15 protein-coding genes and 1 pseudogene are annotated in these 15,462 nt (G+C 72.0%); 8 read left to right on the forward strand and 8 right to left on the reverse strand.

All coding sequences use genetic code 11. The features are described from left to right. The 4 genes and pseudogenes from C1J00_RS22805 to C1J00_RS22820 form a co-directional block, all read left to right on the forward strand. Window positions 1-292, forward strand: a pseudogene (locus C1J00_RS22805) (histidine kinase); the annotation flags it as partial. 14 nt (window positions 293-306) lie between these two features. Then, on the forward strand, window positions 307-738 hold the full coding sequence (locus tag C1J00_RS22810) for a roadblock/LC7 domain-containing protein (protein WP_020271575.1): 432 nt from the start codon (window positions 307-309) through the stop codon (window positions 736-738). A 1-nt stretch (window position 739) separates the two neighbouring features. Then, a complete protein-coding gene (locus tag C1J00_RS22815; protein ID WP_102910921.1) occupies window positions 740-1,099 on the forward strand; it encodes a DUF742 domain-containing protein in 360 nt (119 codons plus the stop codon). Further along, window positions 1,086-1,670, forward strand: a complete 585-nt coding sequence (locus tag C1J00_RS22820; RefSeq protein ID WP_102910922.1) for a GTP-binding protein — start codon at window positions 1,086-1,088, stop codon at window positions 1,668-1,670. Before C1J00_RS22815 ends, C1J00_RS22820 begins: the two co-directional genes overlap by 14 nt. A gap of 93 nt (window positions 1,671-1,763) precedes the next feature. Here the strand turns inward: C1J00_RS22820 and C1J00_RS22825 are convergent, their stop codons facing one another. From C1J00_RS22825 to C1J00_RS22850, 6 genes are all read right to left on the reverse strand, one after another. Beyond that, window positions 1,764-2,720 carry an ABC transporter substrate-binding protein gene (locus C1J00_RS22825; RefSeq protein WP_102910923.1) on the reverse strand — a complete coding sequence of 319 codons (957 nt, stop codon included), beginning with the start codon at window positions 2,718-2,720 and terminating at the stop codon, window positions 1,764-1,766. A gap of 77 nt (window positions 2,721-2,797) precedes the next feature. Beyond that, the gene (locus C1J00_RS22830; protein ID WP_102910924.1) at window positions 2,798-3,463 is read right to left on the reverse strand and encodes an ABC transporter permease; all 666 of its coding nucleotides are present in this window, start codon (window positions 3,461-3,463) and stop codon (window positions 2,798-2,800) included. Further along, on the reverse strand, window positions 3,460-4,164 hold the full coding sequence (locus tag C1J00_RS22835) for an ABC transporter permease (RefSeq protein ID WP_102910925.1): 705 nt from the start codon (window positions 4,162-4,164) through the stop codon (window positions 3,460-3,462). The genes C1J00_RS22830 and C1J00_RS22835 overlap by 4 nt, the downstream gene beginning before the upstream one ends. After that, on the reverse strand, window positions 4,161-5,285 hold the full coding sequence (locus C1J00_RS22840; RefSeq protein WP_180989653.1) for an ABC transporter ATP-binding protein: 1,125 nt from the start codon (window positions 5,283-5,285) through the stop codon (window positions 4,161-4,163). Before C1J00_RS22840 ends, C1J00_RS22835 begins: the two co-directional genes overlap by 4 nt. Window positions 5,286-5,365: 80 nt before the next feature. Beyond that, a complete protein-coding gene (locus C1J00_RS22845) occupies window positions 5,366-6,823 on the reverse strand; it encodes a sensor histidine kinase (RefSeq protein WP_102910926.1) in 1,458 nt (485 codons plus the stop codon). Further along, on the reverse strand, window positions 6,820-7,518 hold the full coding sequence (locus C1J00_RS22850; protein WP_102910934.1) for a response regulator transcription factor: 699 nt from the start codon (window positions 7,516-7,518) through the stop codon (window positions 6,820-6,822). Before C1J00_RS22850 ends, C1J00_RS22845 begins: the two co-directional genes overlap by 4 nt. 206 nt (window positions 7,519-7,724) lie before the next feature. On the opposite strand from C1J00_RS22850, the gene C1J00_RS22855 reads away from it, so the two are divergent. The 4 genes from C1J00_RS22855 (at window position 7,725) to C1J00_RS22870 (ending at window position 13,476) form a co-directional block, all read left to right on the forward strand. Beyond that, window positions 7,725-9,011, forward strand: coding sequence for a ferredoxin reductase family protein (locus tag C1J00_RS22855; RefSeq protein WP_102910933.1), 1,287 nt, complete (start codon window positions 7,725-7,727; stop codon window positions 9,009-9,011). A 13-nt stretch (window positions 9,012-9,024) separates the two neighbouring features. Continuing rightward, window positions 9,025-9,438, forward strand: a complete 414-nt coding sequence (locus C1J00_RS22860) for an FMN-binding protein (protein WP_102910927.1) — start codon at window positions 9,025-9,027, stop codon at window positions 9,436-9,438. A gap of 4 nt (window positions 9,439-9,442) precedes the next feature. Next, complete coding sequence (locus C1J00_RS22865) at window positions 9,443-10,264, forward strand: FAD:protein FMN transferase (protein WP_102910928.1); 822 nt, start codon at window positions 9,443-9,445, stop codon at window positions 10,262-10,264. Between the two features lie 353 nt (window positions 10,265-10,617). Then, complete coding sequence (locus C1J00_RS22870; RefSeq protein WP_245936460.1) at window positions 10,618-13,476, forward strand: ABC transporter substrate-binding protein; 2,859 nt, start codon at window positions 10,618-10,620, stop codon at window positions 13,474-13,476. 7 nt (window positions 13,477-13,483) lie between these two features. On the opposite strand, the gene msrB is transcribed toward C1J00_RS22870, so the two are convergent. Both msrB and murC read right to left on the reverse strand, forming a co-directional pair. After that, complete coding sequence (gene msrB, locus C1J00_RS22875; protein WP_102910930.1) at window positions 13,484-13,891, reverse strand: peptide-methionine (R)-S-oxide reductase MsrB; 408 nt, start codon at window positions 13,889-13,891, stop codon at window positions 13,484-13,486. Between the two features lie 14 nt (window positions 13,892-13,905). After that, on the reverse strand, window positions 13,906-15,297 hold the full coding sequence (murC, locus tag C1J00_RS22880) for a UDP-N-acetylmuramate--L-alanine ligase (RefSeq protein ID WP_102910931.1): 1,392 nt from the start codon (window positions 15,295-15,297) through the stop codon (window positions 13,906-13,908). Window positions 15,298-15,462: the final 165 nt, after the last annotated feature.

Consider the following 15,462-nt stretch of genomic DNA (forward strand, 5'->3'; position numbering starts at 1 on the left):
CTCCACCGCCCGTGAGACCGTCCCCCGGCGGGACGGTCTCGCCCCACTCCCTCGCAGGGTGCCGCAGACCAGCCTGGTGGAGGAGTTGCGCGAGGAGTCCGCGCCCGCCGGTGACGACGGCTCCCTCGACGACTTCACCGCCGAGGCCGCCGCCTCCTCGCTGGCCGGTTTCCAGCGCGGCACGCTCCGGGCCCGTGACGACGACGCCGAGCCGCCCCTCGACGAGAAGGCGGCCGCGGTACCCCGGCAGGCCGCCGGTCCCGTCCCCTCGACTCCGCCCGCCGACCGCTGACTAAGGACACCGCAATGACACGCCCCATTCCCGCCACGCACACCCAGCTCGACCAGCTGCTGACCGGACTCGTGGAGCGGGTCGCCGACGTGAACCAGGCCGTGGTGCTCTCCGAGGACGGCCTGGTGGTCAGCAAGTCCACCGGGTTCCTGCGCGACGACGCCGAGCGGCTCGCGGCGACCGCCTCCGGGCTGATGAGCCTCAGCAAGGGCGTCAGCATGGACTTCCGGGGCGGTCCGGTGCGCCAGGCCCTCATCGAGATGGCCAACAGCTATCTGATCCTGACCTCCGCCGGTCCCGGTGCGCATCTGGTCGTGCTGACCGGGCCGGGCGCGGACGTCGGGGTGGTGGCGTACCAGATGAACATGCTGGTGAAGAAGATCGGCGAGCACCTCAGCGCGGCACCGCGGGGCATGGCCGGGCCCGTCGTCGATCCCGGCGTGTGAGGTGACCGTAGGTGATTCGGCGGGCCGGCTCGTCCGGCTGTTCGCTCTGACCGGGGGCCGGACCCGCCCCAGCCGCGCCGACTTCACGCTCATCTCGACGGTCACGACGGTCGATCCGCAGCCCGCCACGGCGGCCCGGTGCCAGCCCGAGCAGACCCGGATCCTCCGGCTGTGCGCCGAGCCGGTCGCCGTGGCGGAGCTGGCCGCCCGGCTCGACCTGCCGGTGAGTGTGGTCGTCATCCTGCTGTGCGACCTGCTGGAGGCGGGCCGGATCACCGTCCGCCCGCCGCGCCTCGTCTCCCGTACCACTCCGGACCTGGACCTGCTGCAGAAAGTGAGGGACGGCCTTGGCCGGCTCTGACCTTGCCCCTGACGCGTCTTCGGCACCCGACACGGTCAAGATCCTCATCGCCGGGGGCTTCGGCGTCGGCAAGACCACCCTGGTCGGGTCGGTCAGCGAGATCGTCCCGTTGCGCACCGAGGAACCCCTGACCATCGCCGGCCTGGACGTCGACGACCTCGACGGCATCGAGGAGAAGCGGGCCACCACCGTGGCCCTGGACTTCGGCCGGATCACCATCAGCCGGGAACTGGTGCTGTACCTGTTCGGCACGCCGGGGCAGCAGCGGTTCTGGTTCATGTGGAACGACCTGGCGCTCGGCGCGCTCGGTGCCGTGGTCCTGGTCGACGTGCGCAGACCCGAGTGCAGCTTCGCCGCGATCGACTTCTTCGAGCGCCGGGGCATACCGTTCGTCGTCGGCGTCAACGGCTTCCACGGCGAACACCCGTACCCGCCCGAGGACATACGGGAGGCGCTCGCGGTGCCGGAGCACGTGCGGGTGCTGCTGTGCGACGCGCGGGACCGGGAGTCGTGCCGGGACGTGCTGATCGCCCTGATCGACCAGCTGATCGCCTCCGCGGTGCAGGCGTAGGGGCGTAGGGCCGGCCGCCGGGTGGGGCCGGCCCGGGCCGTCGCGTGGCCCGGGCCCGTGACCGTCTCCGTCAGGCCGTCAGCCGTCAGGCCGTCAGTTGAGGCCCGCCGACTTCAGCCACGCCGTCGCCACGTCCAGCGGGTCCTTCTTCTCCAACTGCACCTGCGCGTCCAGCTCCAGGAGCGTCTTGGTGTCCAGCTTGGCGGAGACCGCGTCGAGCGCGTCGACGCCCTTCTGGGAGAGGCCGTCCTTGTGGACCAGCGGGGTCACGTTGGCGAACCCGAAGAGGTTCTCCGGGTCCTTCAGGACGACGAACTTCTCCTTCACGATGGTGGGGTCCGTGGTGAAGATGTCGGCGGCCTGGACGGTGTTCCTGGTGAGCGCCGCCTGGGTCAGCGGGCCGCCCGCGTCGAGCGCCTTGAAGGACTTGAACTCCAGGCCGTACACGGACTTCAGGCCCTCCAGGCCCTGGTGCCGGGTCTGGAACTCGGGCGAACCGCCGATCACCAGGTCCGGGGCGGCCTCCTTGAGGTCCGCGAGGGTGGACGAGGAGGTGAGCTCGTACTTCTCGGCGGTCGCGGCGTTGACGGTCACCGAGTCCTTGTCCTCGGCGGGCGAGGACTCCAGCAGCGTCAGCTTCTTGTCGAGCTTGGCCTTGACGGCCTCGTTCACCGCCTCCGCGGACTTCTGCTCGGCCTTGGGGTCCAGGTAGGCGAGCAGCGAGCCGTTGTACTCGGGCAGCACGGTGACGGAGCCGTTCTTCATCAGGCCGTACGTCGTCTCGCGGCTGCCGATGTTGTGCTTGTAGGCGACCTTGATGCCCTTGGCCTTGAGCGCCTCGCCGTAGATGTCGGCGAGCAGGGTGCTCTCGGCGAAGTTGTTCGAGCCGACGACGACGGTGCCCGCCTCCGCCTTCTCCCCTGCCAGGGGGTCGTCGGAGGTGCCGCCGGACGAACAGCCCGCGAGCAGCACCGCAGCGGCGGTGAGCGCGGCGGCCGCCGCGCCGGTGTGCCTCGTCCTGGACCGGCTGCTCTTCGCGGTAGAAGTCATCCACCGATCCAATCCAGCGGCTTCACGATCAGTCAAGGGACGCCTGGTCACGGTTTCCTACAGACATCGCCAGGACGTCAGCGCCGGCGTACCCCCGGTGACACCGCCAGGCGGCCCACCGCCCAGAACAACGCCAGCGTGACCAGTGCCAGGACGGCCACGAGGGTGGCGCCGCCGACCACCTTCTCGTAGTCGCGCTGGTAGAGCCCGTCGACGATGTACCGGCCGAGGCCGCCCAGGCTGACGTAGGCGGCGATGGTGGCCGTCGAGACGATCTGGATGGCCGCCGAGCGCAGCCCGCTCAGGATCAGCGGCAGCGCGACCGGCAGTTCGACCTGGAAGAGGATCCGCGACTCGTGCATGCCCATGCCGCGGGCGGCGTCCACGGGGGACGGGTCGACGGTGCGGACGGCCTCGTAGGTGGTCACCAGGATCGGCGGCACGGCGAGGATGACCAGGGGGATCATCACGGGCAGCAGCCCGAAGCCCATCATGATGACGATCAGCACGAGCAGGCCGAAACTGGGCAGCGCGCGGGCCGCGGTGGCGATGAACGCCAGGGCGTTGCCGCCCCGCCCGGTGTGCCCGGTGAGCAGGCCGACGGGCAGGCCGATCGCGGCGGCGAGGGCCAGCGCCAGGACGGAGTACTGGATGTGTTCGAGCAGGCGCTGCGGAATGCCGTCGTAGCCGTGCCAGTGGGCGCTGTCGCTGAAGAAGGCGTTGACGAAGTTCAGTACGTTCACCGGGTCACGTCCTGGGAAGCGGGGCGTCGCTGCCGCACGCCGGTCTTCGGGCGCCTGCGGGTGCTCTTCGGCATCCACGGGGTCAGCGCGACGCGGAGCAGCACCAGCAGGGCGTCGCACAGGATGGCCAGGACGGCCGTCGTGATCACGGAGTTCACGGCCAGCTCGGGCCGGTCGTACTTCTGCGCGTCGGCGAGCAGGTTGCCGAGGGCGCCCTGGTTGCCGATGAGGGTCCCGACGCTGACCAGGGAGATGCTCGAGACGGTGGCGACCCTGAGTCCGGCGATGATGGCGGGCACGGCGATCGGCAACTGCACCTGGAGATAGCGGCGTACGGGCCCGAAGCCCATGGCGGTGGCCGCGGCCAGGGTCTCCTGCGGCACGGACCGCACGCCGTCGACGATGGCCGGGACGAGTACCACCAGGCTGTACACGGCCAGCGGGATCATCACGGTCAGTTCGGTCTGGCCGGTGTAGTCGATGAGGACCACGAAGAAGGCGAGCGACGGGACGGCGTAGAGGATGGTGGTGGCGCCGAGCACGGGCGGGTAGAGCCAGCGGAACCGGACGCAGAGCTGGGCCAGCGGCAGGGCGAGCAGCAGGCCGGCCAGGACGGGCAGCAGGGCCTCGCGCAGGTGCAGTCCGATCAGGCCCTGGTAGCTGTGCTGGAGGTCGCTCGGGATGTCGAAGAAGCCGTTCACGAGGCGACCTTGGCCTCGTCGGCGTGGCCGCCGGCGTGGGCGCTGCGGATCGCCTCGCCGATGGTCGCCTGCGAGACCACGCCGGTCACGCGGCCGGTGTCGTCGACGGCGACGGCGTGGCCGGCCGGGGAGAGCACGGCGCTGTCGAGGGCGGTCCGCAGGGAGTCGCTGCCGGGGACGAAGGGCCGTCCGTGCGGGAGGAGCCGGTCGGTCCTGATGTCACCGGCCGTCAGGTCGCGCCGCTCGCCCCAGCCGAGGGGACGGCCGTCGGCGTCGGTGATCAGGAGCCAGGGCTCGTCGGGGGCGGCGAGCTGCTCGGCGGTGGCGTCGGCCGTGATCACCTGGCCGGTCGTCAGCGGGAGTTCGGCGGCGGGGAAGAACGACAGCCGCCGGATGCCTCGGTCGGCCCCGAGGAAGTCCTCGACGAAGGCGTCGGCGGGGTGGGACAGCAGCTCGGCCGGGGGTGCGTACTGGGCGAGGTGACCGCCCTCGCGCATCACGGCGACCATCGTGCCGAGTTTGATCGCCTCGTCGATGTCGTGGGTGACGAAGACGATGGTCTTGCCCAACTCGTCCTGGATGCGCAGCAGTTCGTCCTGGAGTCCCTTGCGCACGACCGGGTCGACCGCGGAGAACGGCTCGTCCATGAGCAGCACGGGCGGGTCGGCGGCGAGCGCCCGGGCCACGCCGACGCGCTGCTGCTGGCCACCGGACAGCTGGTACGGGTACCGCTTGGCGAGGGCGGTGTCGAGGCCCACGCGTTCCATCAGCTCGGCCGCCCTGGCCCGGGCCTTCTGTTTGCCCCAGCCGAGCACGCGGGGCACGGTGGCGATGTTGTCGAGGATCGTGCGGTGCTGGAAGAGGCCGGCGTTCTGGATGACGTAACCCATGGAGCGGCGCAGGGTGGTGACGGGCCGGCGCTGGATGTCCTCGCCGTCGAGGAGGATGGTTCCCTCACTGGGTTCGACCATCCTGTTGATCATCCGCAGGGTGGTGGTCTTGCCGCAGCCCGAGGGTCCGACGAGGACGGTGATGGAGCGGTCGGGTATCTCCAGGGAGAGCCGGTCGACAGCCACCGTGCCGTCCGGATAGCGCTTGGTGACTGAGTCGATCCGTATCAAGGCGCCGGAGCCCTTCGGGTTGGCGGAAGCGTTGGCCATGGTCGTACGGGCTGTTTCCGGACGAGTCTAGAGGGCGCCTTTCACCCGTCCGTGTGGCGTACGTCCCGCACGGGCAGGCGCACGGTGAACACCGTCGCTCCCGGTGCGCTGTTCAGCTCGATACGGCCGCCGTGGGCACGGACCAGGGACTGGGCGACCGCGAGGCCCAGGCCGCTGCCGCCGCGGTCGCGGCTGCGGGCCTTGTCGACACGGTAGAAGCGGTCGAAGACGCGGGCCCGGTCGTCGGGCGGGATGCCGGGGCCGGCGTCGGCGACCCGCACCTCGGCGGCGCCGGGCAGGAGGGCGACCTCCACCGACACCTTCGTCCCGGCGGGGGTGTGCACGGCGGCGTTGGTCAGGAGGTTGTCGACGACCTGCCGGATGCGCAGCGGGTCCATCGGCAGCCGCACCGGCCCCGGACCCGCGAGGACGGTCAGCGGATGGCCGGGGCGGCCCGCGCGGAAGGCGTCCGCGGCCTGGCCCACCAGCTCCACCAGGTCGGCGTCCTGCATTCGCAGCGGCGCCTCCACCTCCGCCGCGTCCAGCCGGGCGAGCAGCAGCAGGTCGTCCAGGAGGATGCCCATGCGGGCGGCCTCGGCACGCAGCCGGGCGAGGTGCCGGTCGCGTTCTGCGGGGGCGTTGGCGGCGGCGTACTGGAACAGGTCGGCGTAGCCGCGCACCGACATCAGCGGGGTGCGCAGCTCGTGCGAGGCGTCGGCGACGAAGCGCCGCAGCCGCTGCTCGGCCTCGGCGCGCACGGCGAGGGAGTCGTCGATGTGCTCCAGCATCGTGTTGAAGGCGGTCCGCAGCTCGTCCACCTCCGGGCCGCCGTCCCGGCCGTCGGCGCGCAGCGGCAGCCGGGCCGCCGACTCGGTCAGGTCGTGCGAGGCGATGCCGTGCGCGGTGGACGCCATGTCACTGAGCGGCTTCAGCCCGCGGCGCAGCATCCGGCGGCCGAAGACGACCAGCGCGAGCAGCGCGAGGGCGAAGGTGACGACCTGGATGGTGATGAGCTGCCCGACCGTGTCCTCGATGTCCTCCATGGGCGCGGCGCTCACCAGGATCACCCCGCGCTCGACCTCGCAGGCGCGCAGCCGGTAGGAGCCCGCGCCCCTGAGGTGCTCGGTGCGCAGCAGCTCCGTGTGGGCGGTGGTCTGCGCCGAGGCCAGGGCTGTGAAGTCGTCGACGTCCTTCGGCAGATCGGCGGGGTCCTCGGGCCTGCGGAGCTCGGGCGTGCCGTCCGAGACGTCGTACACGGCGTAGAACCAGCTGTAGTACTTCTTGCCCGAGAGCGTGCCGTAGTCCGCGATGCTCTTGGACTGGGCGATCTGGGCCTGCGCGAGCTGGGTGTCGAGCTGGGCCGACAGGTAGTCGCGCATGTATGTGGTCAGGGCCGTGCCGACGACGGCGAACACGACCAGGGAGAGGGCGCCGAGGCCGAGAGCCATGCGGGTGCCCAGGCGCATTCCGCGGTAGGCCCGTCGCAGCCGGGCGATCACTCGGCGGCCTGCCGCAGCACGTATCCGAACCCGCGCACGGTGTGGATGAGCGGCGAGCCGCCGTCGTCGGTCTCGTCCAGTTTGCGGCGCAGCCGGCTGACGACCAGCTCGACGACGTTGGAGCGGCCTCCGAAGCCGTACTCCCACACGTGGTCGAGGATCTGCGCCTTGGTCAGTACGGTGGGCGACTTGCGCATGAGGTAGCGCAGCACCTCGTACTCGGTCGGGGTCAGCGACACCAGCCGCTCGCCGCGCCGGACCTCCCGGGTGTCCTCGTCCATGGTCAGGTCGCCGATCTGGAGCACGGACCGCTGGAAGGCGGGCCCGGCGCTGCGCCGCAGCACGGTCCGCAGCCGGGCCATCAGCTCCTCCACGGCGAACGGCTTGACCAGGTAGTCGTCGCCGCCCCTGGTCAGGCCCGCGACCCGGTCGGCGACGCCGTCGCGGGCGGTGAGGAACACCACCGGCACCATCGTGCCGGAGGCGCGCAGCCGGTCCAGGACGCCGAAGCCGTCCACGCCGGGCAGCATCAGGTCGAGCACCACGATGTCGGGGTGGAACTCGGCGGCCCGCCGCAGCGCGTCCTCGCCGGTGTATGCCGTGACCGCGTCCCAGCCCTCGTAGCGGGCGACGGTCGCGACGAGGTCGGCGATGGGCGGGTCGTCGTCGACGACGAGAAGTCGTACCTTTTCCACGACCTCATAGTGCTGCACGGGTCCCGCGCCGCCATAGCCGCCCGCCCTCCCGCGGCGGGATCGATAAACACTTGAAAGTCGAGCGACAGCTTTCCGACAGCTCCCCCGCGCCAAGCTCGGTGTCCCAGGAGCCGATCAAGGAGCTGCCGACCGTGACGATCCTCCATCAACCTCCAGCGGCGACCCGGCCGGGCGTGCGGCCCCGAGTGGTGGGCCGCACCGGCCTGTACGCGGTGCTGCTGGCGAACGCGGTCGTGGTGGCCGTGTTCTTCGCGCAGGCCGGTTTCGCCTCGAACGCGCTGATCGTGCTGGGCCGGCTGACCGGGCTGTACGCGGCGCTGCTGATGGCGTTCCAGCTGCTGCTGGTGGCGCGGCTGCCCTGGTTCGACCGGCGGATCGGCATGGACCGGCTGACGTCCTGGCACCGCTGGACGGGCTTCTCGGTGCTGTGGCTGCTGCTGTCGCACGCGGTGTTCATCGTCTTCGGCTACGCGCGGGCCTCGTCCCTGGACCCGGTGAACCAGCTGGTGGACCTCGCCGCGACGGTCGAGGGCGTGCTGCGGGCGATCGTCGCGCTGGCGCTCATCCTCGTGGTCGGGGCGGTGTCCGCCCGTTGCGCCCGGCGCCGGCTGGCGTACGAGACCTGGCACTTCATCCACCTGTACACCTACGTGGCGGTGGTCCTGGCGTTCACGCACCAGGTCGCGGCGGGGACGACGTTCGCCTCGTCGGCCGTGGCGGAGGCCTACTGGTACGGCGTGTGGGGTGTGGCCCTCGCCTCGGTGTTCACGGGCCGGCTGGTGCTGCCGCTGTGGCGCAACCTCCGCCACCGGCTCCGGGTGACGGCCGTCGTCCCGGAGAACGACCACGTCGTCTCGGTCTACGTCACGGGCCGCGACCTGGACCGGCTGCCCGCCCGGGCCGGGCAGTTCTTCCTGTGGCGGTTCCTGACGAAGGACCGCTGGTGGCAGGCGAACCCGTTCTCCCTGTCGGCCGCCCCGGACGGCCGTACCCTGCGTCTGACCGCCAAGCGGGCCGGTGACGGCAGCGCCGCCCTGCGCCATCTGAAGGTCGGCACGCGCGTCTTCGCCGAGGGTCCCTACGGAGCCTTCACCACCCTGCACCGCACCCGGCCCGACGCCGTGCTCATCGCCGGCGGCGTCGGTGTCACGCCGATCCGGGCCCTGCTGGAGGAGCTGCACGGCCACGCGGTCGTGATCTACCGGGTGGCCACGGACCAGGACGCCGTGCTCTACGACGAACTGCGCGACCTCGCGCTCGCCAGGGGCGCCGAACTACACCTGGTCACGGGCCCGTCCGTGCCCGACCGGCTGGCGCCGCGGCAGCTCGCCCGGCTGGTGCCCGACATCGCCGAGCGGGACGTCTACCTGTGCGGTCCGCCGCCCATGATGAACGCGGTGCTCGGCAGCCTGCGCGAGCTGGGCGTGCCGACGCCGCAGATCCACTTCGAACGCTTCAGCCTGGCCGGATGACGAGGAGAGATTCGTGAAGCGAGCCATACCCGTCCTCGTCCTGAGCGTCGCGGGCCTGATCCCGCTCTGGCGCTATGCGCCCTCGCACGAGACCGGTTCGTCGCCGGCCCCCGCGCAGGTGGCGGCGCCGGCGTCCACCCCCTCGGTCTCCTCGTCGGGCGGCACCACGACCACCGTCGTGTCGGGGTCCCTCGTCGACACCGAGAAGGGCCCGGTGCGGGTCGAGGTCACCTTCGACGGCGACGAGATCGCCTCGGTGCGGATGCTCCGCCAGCCGGACCACCCGCAGACCACGGCCGCCGTACCCCGGCTGATCGAGGAGACGCTCCAGGCGCAGAGCGCCGACATCGACACGGTGTCCGGCGCCACCATCACCAGCGACGGCTACCGGGAGTCGCTCCAGGCCGCCCTCGATGCGAAGGGCTGACGGCATGCGGCGCGTCGAGCACGTCATGGGGTTCCCGGTGTCGGTCCGGATCGACGACGAGGACTTCCCCGAGGCACCGGTGGACGCCCTGTTCGCCTGGCTGCGCGAGGCCGACGCGCGGTTCAGCCCGTTCCGCCCGGACAGCGAGGTGTCCCGGCTGGACCGGGGCGAGGTGAGCGAGCCGAGCCCTGGGCTCCGCGAGGTCCTGGACCTGTGCGAGGAGTACCGGATCGCGACCGGGGGCGCCTTCGACGCGCGCCTGCCCGGTCGCGGCCTCGACCCCTGCGCCGTGGTGAAGGGCTGGTCCGTGCAGAAGGGAGCGGAGCTGCTGAGAGCGGCCGGGGCGAGGCGGTTCTGTGTCAACGCGGGCGGCGACGTGATCGCCTCCGGCGGGCCCTGGCGCGTCGGCGTGCGCCATCCCGAGCGGGCCGACAGGCTCTGCGCGGTCCTGGACGTCACGGACCGGGCCCTCGCGACCTCGGCCCGCTACGAACGCGGGGACCACATCCTCGACGGCCGCACCGGCCGCCCCGCGACAGGGCTGCTCGGCATGACCGTCGTGGCCCCGACCCTGACGGAGGCGGACACGGTCGCGACGGCGGCGTTCGCACTCGGCGTGGAGGGCGTCGCGTGGGCGGCGGCCCGGGAGCACTGCGAGGTGTTCGCGGTGGACGCCGGGCGACGGGTGCTGCGCAGTGCGGGGTTCCCGGTGGCGGAGGCCCCAGCGCCGGGCAGGGCTTCCAGGAAGCCCACCCGGCGAACAGGCGGCCCGACTCACCGGGTCCGGGGAGTGGCCGACGGGGTTGCTCCTCCCGCAGCACTTTGACGTCCCACGGTCCGAGCGGCATGCGTCCGCGTACAGGGTACGCGCGCACGATCCGGCCTGCCAGGCGATGAACTCGGTGGTGAGCCCGGCCTGGAAGCGCCGCCACGCGAGGTCGTACTGCGGCTGGGCGTTGCCGTCCGGGGTCCACAGGCCGGCCCAGGTGGACAGCCGGTGCGACCATTTGCGACACGTGTGGGCCGCGTCAATGTCCCGGGCGGAACGAACAGTTCGTGCGTCACCCACTCCCACAACAGCCGCACCGGTTAACCTCGTAGGTCGCCGAAGGTTAACGGGGGTTACCCATGGTGAACGCCGATCGCACGCCGCCGGACTGCCCTGGGGGCCATGACGGCATGCCGGAGAGCGACGCCGGGCGCCACCTCCAGAACCAGCTGGAAATCCTCATCCAGGACTTCCGCAGGAGCACCGAACCGCCGATGCCGGTGTTCGTCGTGCACGCCCAGGAGGACCGGGACGACGACGCGGTGGCCGGGCTGGTCCGTCAGCTGCACGCGGGTCAGGAGGCGCACGGCACGCGCTGCGCGGTGACCCAGGACGCCTACGAGGGCACCACGGAGGTGCGCCGGGCCACCGCCCTGGTGCGGGCGTTGAGCGACCCGCGCAGGTGGGGCGGCCCGAAGGCGGTCTACCGGCGCTACGCGTTCCCGCGGCTGCGGCTGGTGCACGCCATCGACGACGCGGTCGCGGCCCTCGGCGACAGCTGGCCGGCGCCCGCCCCGGGCAGCCCGGAGGCCGGGCAGGACCAGCGGCAGCGGCTGCTCAACGAGCTGGCGCAGCAGGGCTGGCGACCGAGGAACACCGCCCGCTGGCGTTCGGGCCTGCCGCTGTTCGACATGGCGCACATCCTCCCGGCGAGCCTCGTGACCGTGCTCGCCGCGCTCCTCGCCCGCAGCGAGTGGTACGTGGCGGTGGGTGCCGGTCTCGTCTTCCTGCTGCTGCTGACCGTCCTGAACTACGTCCTGCCCGGGCGGTCTCCGATCTTCCTGTGGCTGCGCCGGGAGAGCCGCTGGTTCATGACGACGACCTTCCTGAGGGCGGCGGATCAGGAGGGGTCCACCGAGGTGTCGCTGCTGCGGCCGGTGCGCTCCTGGAAGGCGATCGCCGCCCGGGCCTACGACGTGGCCGAGGCGCTCACGGCGGGCGGCGACTTCCACCTCCAGCTGTGCGTGCTGGCGCTGCGCGAGGATCTGCGGGACAACCACCGCCGCTGGAGTTGGGACCTGCGCGGCTTCAAACGGCCGCGCCCGCCGATGCTGTTCCTGCCGCACGCGGACGACCGCAACGGCGGCATCGAGCTGATCCGGGCCATCAGCGACGTCCGGAGCCGGCGCAGCGAGCTCGACCCGCTGCTCGTGGTCGCCGCGGTGCGTACGCACGACGTGCCACGCCTGGAGCGCAGCGCCGTCCAGACGGCACCCGCCCCGGAGACCGCACCGCCCACCTTCGGCGTCCGGCTGCGCACCTGGTACCGGGAGTGGGGCCGCAACCTGCGCGCCGAGCAGTCACCCAGCCGGGAACGGTCCGTCCTGCCGTGGGTGATGAGGATCCCGCTGCCGCACGACCAGCTGGGTCCGGTCGAGGAGGGCCGTCACCATCTGCGGGCCTCCGCACGGCCGACACCCGCCCGGCTGGTGTGGGCCCTGCACACCCTGGTCCTGGTGATCGCCCTGCTGTCCGCGGGCACCGTCATGCGGGCCGACGCCCTGCACGACCGGTACTGCTCGGCGTCCGTGCTCACCGCCAACCGCGACACCCGGCGCGAGCAGGGGCCCGACGGCCGCACGGAGTGCATCGGCATAGCGACGGACGGGGTCCGCTTCGCCGACTGGCTGCCCGCGCCCGAGACCGGCGACGACGTCAAGGCGCTCAGGGCCGGCGACGAGACGCCCTGGACGGTGGCCGACCTGGAGGACCGTATCGCCCGGCGGAACGCCGACGTCGTCGCCCGGCACACCGGCAAGTACGTCACCGTCGTCTACGCCGGTCCGCTCAGCGCCGACACCGCGGCCGGCTCCTCCCTGGTGAAGGGCGCCGAGGAGCTGGCCGGCGTCTATCTGGCGCAGGCCGTCATCAACGAGAACTCCAGCGTGAAGCTGCGCGTCCTGATCGCCAACGGCGGCGTGGACCTGGGCCACCAGGAGGAGATGGCGGAGGCGATCGCCGCGTACGCCGTCCACGACCCGACCGTGGTGGGGGTCGTCGGCACCGGCCGCGACCTGAAGTCGAGCCGGGCCACGACCCGCACCCTGATGGAAGCCGGGCTGCCGGTCGTCTCCGGCACGAACTCCGCGACCTATCTGCCCCGCGAGTTCGCCAACTGGTTCAGCCTGGCCGCCACGGACGAGTGGCAGACCCGGCAGCTCGGCCTGATCGCCGCCCAGTTGCGCAGACCCGACCGGCCCCAGTACTCCCTCGTCCTGGCCCGTGACACGGCGAAGACCGACGACCTCTACACCGACGAGCAGGCGCGCTACGGCCAGGGGATGCTGCGACACCAGGGCTTCACCCCGCTCCCGCAGCGCCGCTACACCCTCAGCGGCGGCAAGCCCGAACTCCGCTCGCACGCCCAGGAGATCTGCCGGGGCGGCCGGGTCCCGTCCGTGGTCTACTTCGCGGGTCGGGTGGAGGACATCGACCCCCTGATGACCCAGCTGAGCACCGAGCCGGGCTGCGCCGGGAAGCCCCTGGCCATCCTCACCGGCGACGATCTGTCCAAGGCCGACTTCGGCGGTGGCGGCCAGTCCGTCGCGCCGAAGGTCACGCTGTACCACGCGGCCCTCGCGGAGCTGGAGACGGCCGCCGACAAGACGGGCTTCTACCAGGACGCCACCAAACACCTGCCGGGGGTGCAGGGTCGCCGCCTGCGCTACGACAGCCCCGCCCTGGCCAGCGGCCAGACCGCCCTCGCCCACGACGCGACCCGCGCCCTGTTCTGGGCGGCCACCCGTGACGACCGGCCGCAGAGCCGGGCCTCGACCTGGGTGAACCTGCGCAACGTCAAGATCGAGGGCATGGCCACCGGCACCATCGACTTCACCGGCGCCCCGCTCTACGGCGACCGCACCGGGCACAGCATCGTCCTCAAGGAGGTCCGCCGCGCCAAAGACGGCACCTCCGAACCCCGGGTGCTGTGCAAGCGCACCGCGGGGGACACGAAGCGCCTCACCCAGCGGGAGTGCCGGATCCGCTGAGCGCCGCTCAGCCCTCCTCGGGGACCAGACGCAGCGCGATCGAGTTGATGCAGTACCGCTGGTCCGTGGGCGTCGGATACCCCTCGCCCGCGAACACGTGCCCGAGGTGCGATCCGCACCGCGCGCACCGCACCTCGGTCCGCGCCATGCCGTGCGAGCGGTCCTCGATCAGCTCCACCGCGTCGGTGTCCTTGGGGTCGAAGAAGGACGGCCAGCCGCAGTGGGACTCGAACTTCGTCTCCGAGGTGAACAGGTCCGTGCCGCAGGCGCGGCAGGAGTAGACGCCCCGGGTCTTGGTGTCGGTGTACTCACCGGTGAAGGCGGGCTCGGTGGCCGCCTGCCGCAGGACCGCGTACTCGCCCGGGCTCAGCTCCGCGCGCCACTGCTCGTCCGGCTTCTCGACGTCGTACGCCATGAGCTTCCAGCCCCTCAGTTCGACAGACGGTCCAGGATGTGCGGGCCGAGGTCGGTGACGTCGCCCGCTCCCATGGTGAGAACGAGGTCACCCGGCTTCGCCATTCCCGCGACGACCGACGGGGCGTCCGCCTTGTCGTGCACCGGCGTCACGTCCGCGCCCGCGGCCCGGGCCGCCTCGATGATCAGCTCGCTCGTCACGCCGGGGATCGGGTCCTCCCTGGCCGGGTAGATGTCCAGCACGACCGAGGCGTCCGCGAGGGCGAGGGACTGGCCCATCTCCTTGCCGAGCTCCTGCGTCCGCGAGAAGAGGTGAGGCTGGAAGACGACCAGGATCCGGGCGTCACCGGCCGCCGAGCGCATGGCCTCCAGGTCGGCGGTCATCTCGGTGGGGTGGTGCGCGTAGGAGTCGATGACCTGCACGCCCGCGGCCTCGCCCTTCAGCTGGAGCCGGCGCTTCACGCCCGTGTACGCGGCGATCGCCGGGGCCAGCCCGGCCGCCGGGACGCCGAGGGCCACGCCCGCCGCCAGCGCGGCGACCGCGTTGTGCGCGTAGTGCCGGCCGGGGACGGAGACCGTGAAGGTCAGCTCCTCGCCCTCCAGCACCACGGTGACCTCGCTCTTGAGCCCCTGCGGCACGACCGACAGGATGCGCACGCCGGCGTCCTCGGACTCGCCGTACGTCACCACGCGCACGCCGCGTCCGGCGACCCGGCGCGTCAGCTCCCGGGCGCCGTCGTGGTCGGCCGCGATCACCAGCGTGCCGCCCTCGGTGATCCGGTCCACGAACGTCTCGAACGACGCGTAGATCTCGTCCATCGACGCGTAGTTGGCGTGGTGGTCGAGCTCGACGTTGAGGATGATCGCGACGTCGGGGGCGTACTTGTGGAAGCTGCGGTCCGATTCGTCCGCCTCGGCGACGAAGATCTCGCCCTCGCCGTGCAGCGCGTTGGAGCCCGGCGCGTCCAGGTCGCCTCCGATGGCGTACGAGGGGTTCAGGCCCAGCTCGCTCAGCGACACGGCGAGCATCGACGTGGTGGTCGTCTTGCCGTGCGTGCCGGCGACGGCGATCGGCCGCAGCCCGTCCATCAGCGCGGCGAGTGCGTCGGACCGGTGGACGACGGGGATGCCGAGCTCGGCCGCGCGGGCCAGCTCGGGGTTGTCCTGCCGGATCGCCGACGACACGACCACGCAGCTGGCGTCGTCGGCGAGATGCTCCGCGGCGTGTCCGATGTGCACGGTCGCCCCCAGCGCCCGCAGCGCCTCGGCCGTGGCCGACTCCTTGGCGTCGCTGCCCGCCACGACGGCCCCGCGCTGCGCGAGGATCTTCGCGATCCCCGACATCCCGGCGCCACCGATCCCGATGAAGTGCGGTCGGTCCATGGCGGGAGGAAGGCCGGCTGCCATGCAGATCTCCAAGAGCGAGCGACGACGGTGAGCGCCCCCAGCCTATTTCAGGAACGGGGAGTGCTGTGGCCAACCCAGGGGGGCGCGGGGAACCGCGCAAGCCCAAGGGGGCGCGGGGAACCGCGCAAGCCCAAGGGGGCACGGGGAACCGCGCAAGCCCAAGGG

It is taken from the genome of Streptomyces cahuitamycinicus (assembly GCF_002891435.1).
GTDB classification, from domain to species: Bacteria; Actinomycetota; Actinomycetes; order Streptomycetales; family Streptomycetaceae; genus Streptomyces; species Streptomyces cahuitamycinicus.